A 7114-nucleotide genomic window follows, 5' to 3' on the forward strand; every position below is an offset into this window, starting at 1 on the left:
GCCAAGCTGTCGAAAACACCGTTCTGGCCGCTCAAAAGGACGGTTCGCTGTACTGGATCAGCCGTGGCTACCCCGCTACCTATCCGCTCGTCCCCGGTCCCAAGCTCACCAAGACCCGCCAGCAAGTTCTGGATGAGTTGCAGGCCGCCAAGCGCAACCCTGTGACCAGCGATGGCATGCGCGACCTGGGCGGCGAGGCAGGTTGGGTCAACGCCCGCCAACTCCCCTGAGCTGTCTCAACGATTACCTGCAATCGTGTGCCCCTTCAAGACCGGCCTGCGGTTGCACTCAAACCACCATCATTTATTCAACAAGGAAATCCCATCATGAAACTCAAGTCCACCCTCATCGTCCTTTCCCTCGTCGCCGCCCCCGCATTTGCTTCGGACCAAGCGGTCAGCAAGACGCGCGAACAAGTGCGGGCTGAATTGGCGCAGGCTCAGCGAAGCGGCGACATGCTCGCCTTTGGCGAATCGGGTCTTACGCTCAAACAGATCAATCCTGGCGCCTATCCCGTGGCTACTTCGACTCAGGTCGGCAAATCCCGGGAGCAAGTGCGGGACGAGTTGGAGCAGGCTATCCGCACAGGCGACATCATGGTGGCCGGCGAGTTCGGGGTCAAACGCAATGAACTGATGTCAGGCCGCTATCCCACCGTGGCGAGCAAATCGCTGAAGACACGCGACCAGGTCAAGAGCGAGCTGGCACGTGCCATCCGCGAGGGCGAAGTCGTCGCTGTGGGCGAAGACGGCCGCAAACTCAACGAAATCTATCCGGACCGATACCACGCAGCGCAGCATGCTGCCGTCGCCGTCACATCGGATGAGTCCACCAAGGCTCCCCGCTTCTAAATCGGTCCGGTCCACGTGAGGACGTCGATGCCTGGCAAGAGCGCCTGCATAGCGAACCATAGGCCCAAGGAAAATATGTCTGTAGGGGCATCGGAGGCATCGGCGCGATGCGAACCTCAGCTCGGCTCTTTGCGGCACAGACAGTAGATGAACTTCTGGACGGTGCCGAGTGGCGTATGGTGCTCTTCGCGCGCTTGCTGCAAGAGCGTGAATGGGGCCCCGAATTGCGCGTGCAAGCCGTCGGCGCTGTAGCGCATGACGGGCAAACCGCTGCACCTCTCTGGTCCGTCTTCTGCAAACGTCGCCACGATGACGTGACCGCCGGGCTTGACAGCGCGCAGAACCGCCTGAACGTAGGCCTCCCGCTCGTGCGACGAGGTAAGGAAATGAAAAACGGCCCTGTCATGCCAAACGTCGTAGGCATGCCGTGGAAGGTCCACGCGCGTAATGTCGCTCACAAGCCAGGTTACGGTGTCCGCACGCGCCCCCAGTCGAGACCGTGACGCCGACAAAGCAGCCTCGGACAAGTCAAGAACCGCGACCTTCATGTACCCCTCATCAAGCAAATCATCGACCAAAGTTGAAGCACCCCCTCCAATATCAATGATGCTCGCATCACGGGCGACTGAAGTCTGCCGAATGAGCTGGGTGGATTGCTGAGCGTGTTCCTGAAACCAACTCACCCCAGAGGTGGGCTTTGCCGTGTAGACCTGCTCCCAATGATCTTTGGACTGCATGTAAATCTCCAATGAAAGTACGCGCGTCTATGCTCTCGCAGGAATGTGCCGACTTCGCTGGGAAGCGTCCGCGCCGATCTGTGCTCCGACTACGTGGCTTTTGCCCAGAGCAAGTCACACCTACATATTCATCACATCGGTGTAGGCTTGAACAATTCGGTTACGACTTTGCAGGGTAGCCTGAAACGCAATGTTCGACTTGACTCCGGCGAGCATCGTTTCTTCCAAGCTGACCGTGGGATTGCCGAGTGTGACCTCACGACTCAGCCGACCCGACTCACTTTGCAAATGGCTGGTGGTTGTCAGCGCCTGCTTCATCGCGTCCAGAAAACCGCCTTCCTGGATGCTCGGCGCTTTGTGCACAGAGTTTCCCAACAAGCCGACTGGCGATAGAGCATCTAATGGCTTAGTAGTGACGTTCATGTCGAGAGCTTCTTGGTTTTGGCGAAGAATTTGCGAAGTGCCGCCTCGGAGATCTCTACCAAGGTGATGGCTCATCGTAGCTAATGGCGCCTGACCTGTAACTTTTGCGACGCAAGCCTCTGCCCCTCAATCCCTGCGTTTGGGATAACAGGAACTTCATCTTGCCGACATCCCCGAGGATTGCCTCCCCCTGGGCCCAAGGAGCCAAACCCACAGGGACCGCGCCGCGCCGATGAACCGTGGCTCACAGCCGCTGCGAAATCTCTAGCAGCGGCTTGATGCTGGACCCAAAGCGGCTCATGGAAGCATGGTTCTGCTCCAGCTGGCTGTAAGGCAAGTACCGGATTCCAAGCTCCGACACCCTGGAGAAGGCAGGCCTTTGAAGTTGCTCAGCGACCTTGTCTCTGCGATTGTCTGGAGCCACCAGAAACAGCGCACAGTTGCCTGCAACCGGCGTGCCCAAGGCCAGATCGAGCATGCGTACGATGCCCGAATAGATGGACGTGGTGTGTTCGACTTCGAATGCAGCGGCGAATTGCGAGGTCTGGGGATCAACCCATACAACATCGATCAGTCGCACAGACTCCAGTCCTCGGTCCAGGCTGGCGGGCAACTGCGCCATGCATCCATCTCCCAGCAGCCCCCCGCCATGGGCGCGGCCCCGGTCGTTGGACGCTATCCAGACCTCAAAGCCGAGGGCCTTGCCCAGGTCGCGCAGCGAAGCCTGGACACCCGTGTGGGTCGCATCGCTCTCGGTCGCTTGGGACAGTTCCCGTTGCAATGCGGTAGATTCCTGCCGCACACGCTCAAGGTCTTCTTGCCAGAGAGCTGCCGCCGCTGCATCCATTGCTTGTAGCGGTGTTGCATATCGGCCACTGCCAATGTCAAACATGAGTCCTGCAATCGCGCCCAGATCGTTCGATAGTTTCAGCCGGTACTGCGCGTTCAAGCGCAGCAAGCCCTCCCGCATGGAGAGATAGTGGTCCCAGCGCCCGAGCTTTAAGCGCCCCCCGGTCACCGCGTTGAACCCATTGACGATGGCCGTGTTGAAGGGAGAGACCAGCGTTGGGTGGATGAAATACAGCAAGTTGGCGACTGCTGGGCCCAAGCCTTTGATGCCAATCGCATCAATGCGCTGTATGGCGGCCACTACGTCTTCTGCGCAGTCGCAGTGATCACAGGTGTGCAGGAGGTCCGCAAAAGCGCGCTGGTTGCTCGGGTTCTCGTAGATGTCCGGAATGCGCAGCTTGGGTTTCCAGAGGAACGCGTGGTCCGCACCCTTGAAGATCTGGCGCTGCTCCGCCACGGAGCCAACGATTGTCTCTAACGAGGATCCTCGGTAGGCGTTGCCAAACGTTCCCGCTCGGATGTCCTCCACCACTTGCGTAATGCCTCGGCGAATAGAGCGGAAGTTTTTGATCCGCTGATCCCACAGGAACCAGGTGTTGTAGGTGCTGCTGGGATCTGCCTTCCAGCAGTCAATGAGGGTGGCCAGGGGGTCATGCATCTGTTGTGAGGCGCTTGCCAATGTTCTGAGCACTGGGGAAATACATCGAAAAACAAGTCCTGCCATCGGCCGAACTCACAGAGATGCGGCCTCGGTGCGCATGAACAATCGCCTGGGTGATAGACAAGCCCAAGCCCGCACCGTCGGAGTCCAGTTGCTTGCGCGACTTGTCTGCCCGAAAGAAGCGGTCGAAAAGGCGGGGGATCATCTGCGCGTCGATGGAAGGTCCAGTGTTGACTACATCCACGGTGGTTCCGTGAACGTCCCCTTGAATGTCAACGACCACCTGTTCTCCAGGGGGGGTATAGCGAATGGCGTTGGACAGGAGATTGCTCAGCGCCCGGCGCAGCATCAACCGATCGCCAGTGATCTCTGCCGCCCCAATAAGCTGCAGACCGACCTGCTTTTCTTCGGCAAGGGCCTCGTAGAAGTCAAACAGGGCCTGTGCTTCGTCGTGGACAGCAATTTTTTCCGTACTGGGAAGAATGAGTCCGTGGTCGGCTTTCGCCAGGAACAACATATCCGCCACCATGCGGGCCAGACGCTGGTACTCCTCGGCGTTAGAGGCCAGTATGTCCTGATACTCCCCGCAGGAGCGAGGCTGGCTGAGCGTGACCTGTGTCTGCGTCATCAGGTTGTTGATCGGCGTACGCAACTCGTGGGCCAGATCCGAAGAAAACTCGGACAAGCGATCAAACTCCTCTTTCAAGCGCCGGAGCATCTCGTTGAGGGTTGTAGCCAAGTCTGCCATCTCCACCGGAAACTCCTGAGTTGGCATCCGATCGTCCAGCCGCTGCGCCGTGATCGCCATCGCGCGAGACCGCATTGTCCGAAGGGGCGCCAAGCCATTCTTTGCAGCCCACCAGCCCAGGATCCCAGCCACCAGCGTTGCCAATGCCACGTAACCCACGAGCACCCGAATCAGGCCTTGCATGAAATGCTTGTGGTGTGCGATGTCCAACGCGACCCAAATCTGGAGCGGTGCTTGAGAGGCGCCCGGCATCGATACGGATTCGGACATCCCTCGGTACTCGCGGTCATTGGTCTGCCAGGATGCGACCCCCAAGCGGGCTTTCTGGGTTTGGGCGATGAGGTCCTGTGGAAACTGGAAACCCGTGGTCGCGTAAAGCGGGTCCTTGTCACGGAAAACGCTGACAAAAAGGCCCTCGTGGCTGTGCAAAACGTCGTCCAGCCGAATTTTGAGGTCCTGCGGTGACGTGGATTTTCCTATCACCTCACGTGTGAGGTGAATTTTGTCGCGCAGAGCATCGCGGTCGAGTTCCACAAAATGCCGGTCAATGGAAATGGCAACAAGTGTCCCCAGGCCAACAAGCACGAGCCCGGAAGCCAGCGTAAAAAAGACTGTCAGTCGTGTCGTGAGCGAGTACTGAGCTATCACACATTCTCCTGGGGTGCCTCAAGCACATAACCCATGCCTCGCACCGTCTGAATCAGCTTGGCGTCATAGGCATCGTCAATTTTGGCCCGAAGCCTGCGCATTGCCACCTCGACCACGTTGGAATCGCTGTCGAAATTCATGTCCCACACCTGCGACGCGATCAGAGAGCGAGGCAAAACCTCCCCTTGGCGACGCATCAGCATCTCCAGCAGCCCGAATTCCTTGGGTGTGAGGTCGATGCGTTTGCCGGACCTGCTGACTCGACGCCGCAGAAGGTCCAGTTCAAGATCTGCCACCTGCAGAATAGTCACCTCGGCGCCACTGCGGCCGCGCCTCAGTATGGTCCGTGCCCTTGCCAGCAATTCGGCAAAAGAAAACGGCTTGACCAGATAGTCGTCTGCGCCCAACTCTAGGCCTTTGACGCGATCCTGAACCTGGTCCTTTGCCGTGAGAAATAACACGGGCATCTCAAGGCCTCGACGACGCATATTGGTGAGGACCTGCCAGCCGTCCATCCGAGGAAGCATCACATCCAGGATCACGAGATCGTAATCCTCCTCTTGAACCAGACGCAGGCCATCGACACCGTTGTGAACCAGATCAGCGTTGAATCCCGCTTCACGCAAGCCTTGGCGCAGGTATTCCCCGGTTTTGATTTCGTCCTCAACGATCAGTATCTTCACGAGACCTCCTTGGCGCTACAAGAGGTCGCCAGTGTGCCCGGAGATTTATGCCTTTCTTGAACATGACAAATATGTAACCAATCCGTTATGTCTTTGGAAGCTAATAACTCACACAATGCGTTGCATCAAAACGCATGGTGAATCTATGAGAAATTCTTGGCTTTCACGACTTAACTCAATCCCTTGGCTGGCCGCAGCATTGCTGGCACCTTCGCTGGCACTTGCTCAGATGCCGGACGATGCCCCCCCAAAGGTGGACTACCAACTTTCGTACCGATCAGCTCTCGCGGGCTATGAGGTCTACAAGGAGCAATCAGTCCAGCCGTGGAAGGCCGCCAACGACAAGGTGGGTGAAATCGGAGGATGGCGGGCCTATGCCAAGGAAATGCGCCAGTCCGCACCCGCAGCGGGCCAGGACCAACCAGCCCAAGGCCATGACGCACACCACGGGGGCAAACAATGAGCCGACCAGTGCAAATGCCCCGCGCCAAGATCGTGATCGCCGTGGCCGCAGTTGCGGTATTGTCTGGCTGCGCCAGCGTGAATCTGGAGCAAAACCTCTCCAGCGCCAACGCGGCGGCAAACAGTTTCACCGACGGCAAACTCACGTTGGCCCGGGACCGGAATGAGCAAGATGCCTTGCGCCAACGCGCCTCGGACTTGCTGGCAAAGCCGCTCAGTCAACAGGATGCCGTTCAACTCGCCCTGGTCAATAGCCCGTCCCTGCAGGCCATCGTGGCCCAAAACTGGGCGGACTCTTCCACTGCAGCCCAGTCCGGACGCATCGCCAACCCCATTTTGAGCCTGGAGCGGGTTCGCCTGGGTAGCGAGACGGAGATCGGTCGCCTCCTGTCCTTCGGCCTGCTGGATCTGCTGACCTTGCCAACACGCAAAGGTATTGCCGAGCAGCGGATCAAGCAGACCCAGTTACGCCTGAGTAGCGACGTGGTGGACCAAGTGACGCAGGTGCGCCAGGCTTGGGTCCGCGCTGTTGCGACGCAACAGACCCTGACTTACACCCAACAGGTCGTCGCCAGCGCCCAGGCCAGCGCCGAACTGGCCAAACGCATGCAGTCGGTGGGCAATTTCAACAAGCTTGACCGGGCACGCCAGCAAGCGTTCTATGCCGACACAGCGACCCAGCTGGCCACCGCCCAGCACCAAGTCACCGCAGCCCGTGAGGAGCTGGTGCGGCTGCTGGGCCTGGACGACAGCCAAGCCCAACAGCTCAAGTTGCCCGAGCGCCTGCCCACACTGCCCAAGGAGCCGTTGTCCCCTTCCGACGCTGCCCGCCAGGCATCAAAGGGGCGCCTGGATCTGCAGCTCGCGAAGGCCGACTACGACGCAGCGGCTCAGTCGCAAGGCTGGAACACGCTCACCACTTTCACGGACATCGAGCTGGGAGTTAGGCGCGATTCGGTCTTTGATGCCGCCGAAAACACCCACTCCACACGGCGCGGCTTCGAGATCAGCCTGCAGTTGCCGATCTTCGATTGGGGTGGCATGCGGCGCGA

At 59.0% G+C, this 7114-nt stretch carries 8 protein-coding genes and 1 pseudogene; 4 read left to right on the plus strand and 5 right to left on the minus strand.

Annotated elements, in window-relative coordinates; all coding sequences use genetic code 11:
- Positions 1–230, plus strand: a pseudogene (locus tag KYG_RS06550) (hypothetical protein); the annotation flags it as partial.
- Positions 231–326: 96 nt separating this feature from the next.
- On the plus strand, positions 327–851 hold the full coding sequence (locus tag KYG_RS06555; RefSeq protein WP_008904063.1) for a DUF4148 domain-containing protein: 525 nt from the start codon (positions 327–329) through the stop codon (positions 849–851).
- 116 nt (positions 852–967) lie between these two features.
- On the opposite strand, the gene KYG_RS06560 is transcribed toward KYG_RS06555, so the two are convergent.
- From KYG_RS06560 to KYG_RS06580, 5 genes are all read right to left on the minus strand, one after another.
- Positions 968–1588 carry a class I SAM-dependent methyltransferase gene (locus tag KYG_RS06560; RefSeq protein WP_008904064.1) on the minus strand — a complete coding sequence of 207 codons (621 nt, stop codon included), beginning with the start codon at positions 1586–1588 and terminating at the stop codon, positions 968–970.
- Positions 1589–1708: 120 nt separating this feature from the next.
- Entirely contained in the window at positions 1709–2011 is a 303-nt protein-coding gene (locus tag KYG_RS06565; RefSeq protein WP_008904065.1) for a flagellar hook-basal body complex protein FliE, read from the minus strand.
- Between the two features lie 244 nt (positions 2012–2255).
- The gene (locus KYG_RS06570) at positions 2256–3518 is read right to left on the minus strand and encodes a hypothetical protein (RefSeq protein WP_008904066.1); all 1263 of its coding nucleotides are present in this window, start codon (positions 3516–3518) and stop codon (positions 2256–2258) included.
- Entirely contained in the window at positions 3511–4917 is a 1407-nt protein-coding gene (locus tag KYG_RS06575; protein ID WP_008904067.1) for a heavy metal sensor histidine kinase, read from the minus strand. Before KYG_RS06575 ends, KYG_RS06570 begins: the two co-directional genes overlap by 8 nt.
- A complete protein-coding gene (locus KYG_RS06580) occupies positions 4914–5600 on the minus strand; it encodes a heavy metal response regulator transcription factor (RefSeq protein ID WP_008904068.1) in 687 nt (228 codons plus the stop codon). Before KYG_RS06580 ends, KYG_RS06575 begins: the two co-directional genes overlap by 4 nt.
- Before the next feature lie 229 nt (positions 5601–5829).
- On the opposite strand from KYG_RS06580, the gene KYG_RS06585 reads away from it, so the two are divergent.
- Together KYG_RS06585 and KYG_RS06590 are read left to right on the plus strand one after the other, a co-directional pair.
- Positions 5830–6063, plus strand: coding sequence for a hypothetical protein (locus KYG_RS06585; RefSeq protein ID WP_008904069.1), 234 nt, complete (start codon positions 5830–5832; stop codon positions 6061–6063).
- Between the two features lie 14 nt (positions 6064–6077).
- On the plus strand, positions 6078–7114 hold a 1037-nt coding region (locus tag KYG_RS06590; protein ID WP_008904070.1), incomplete at its 3' end, for a TolC family protein.

The organism is Acidovorax sp. NO-1 (assembly GCF_000238595.1).
GTDB lineage: Bacteria > Pseudomonadota > Gammaproteobacteria > Burkholderiales > Burkholderiaceae_C > Acidovorax.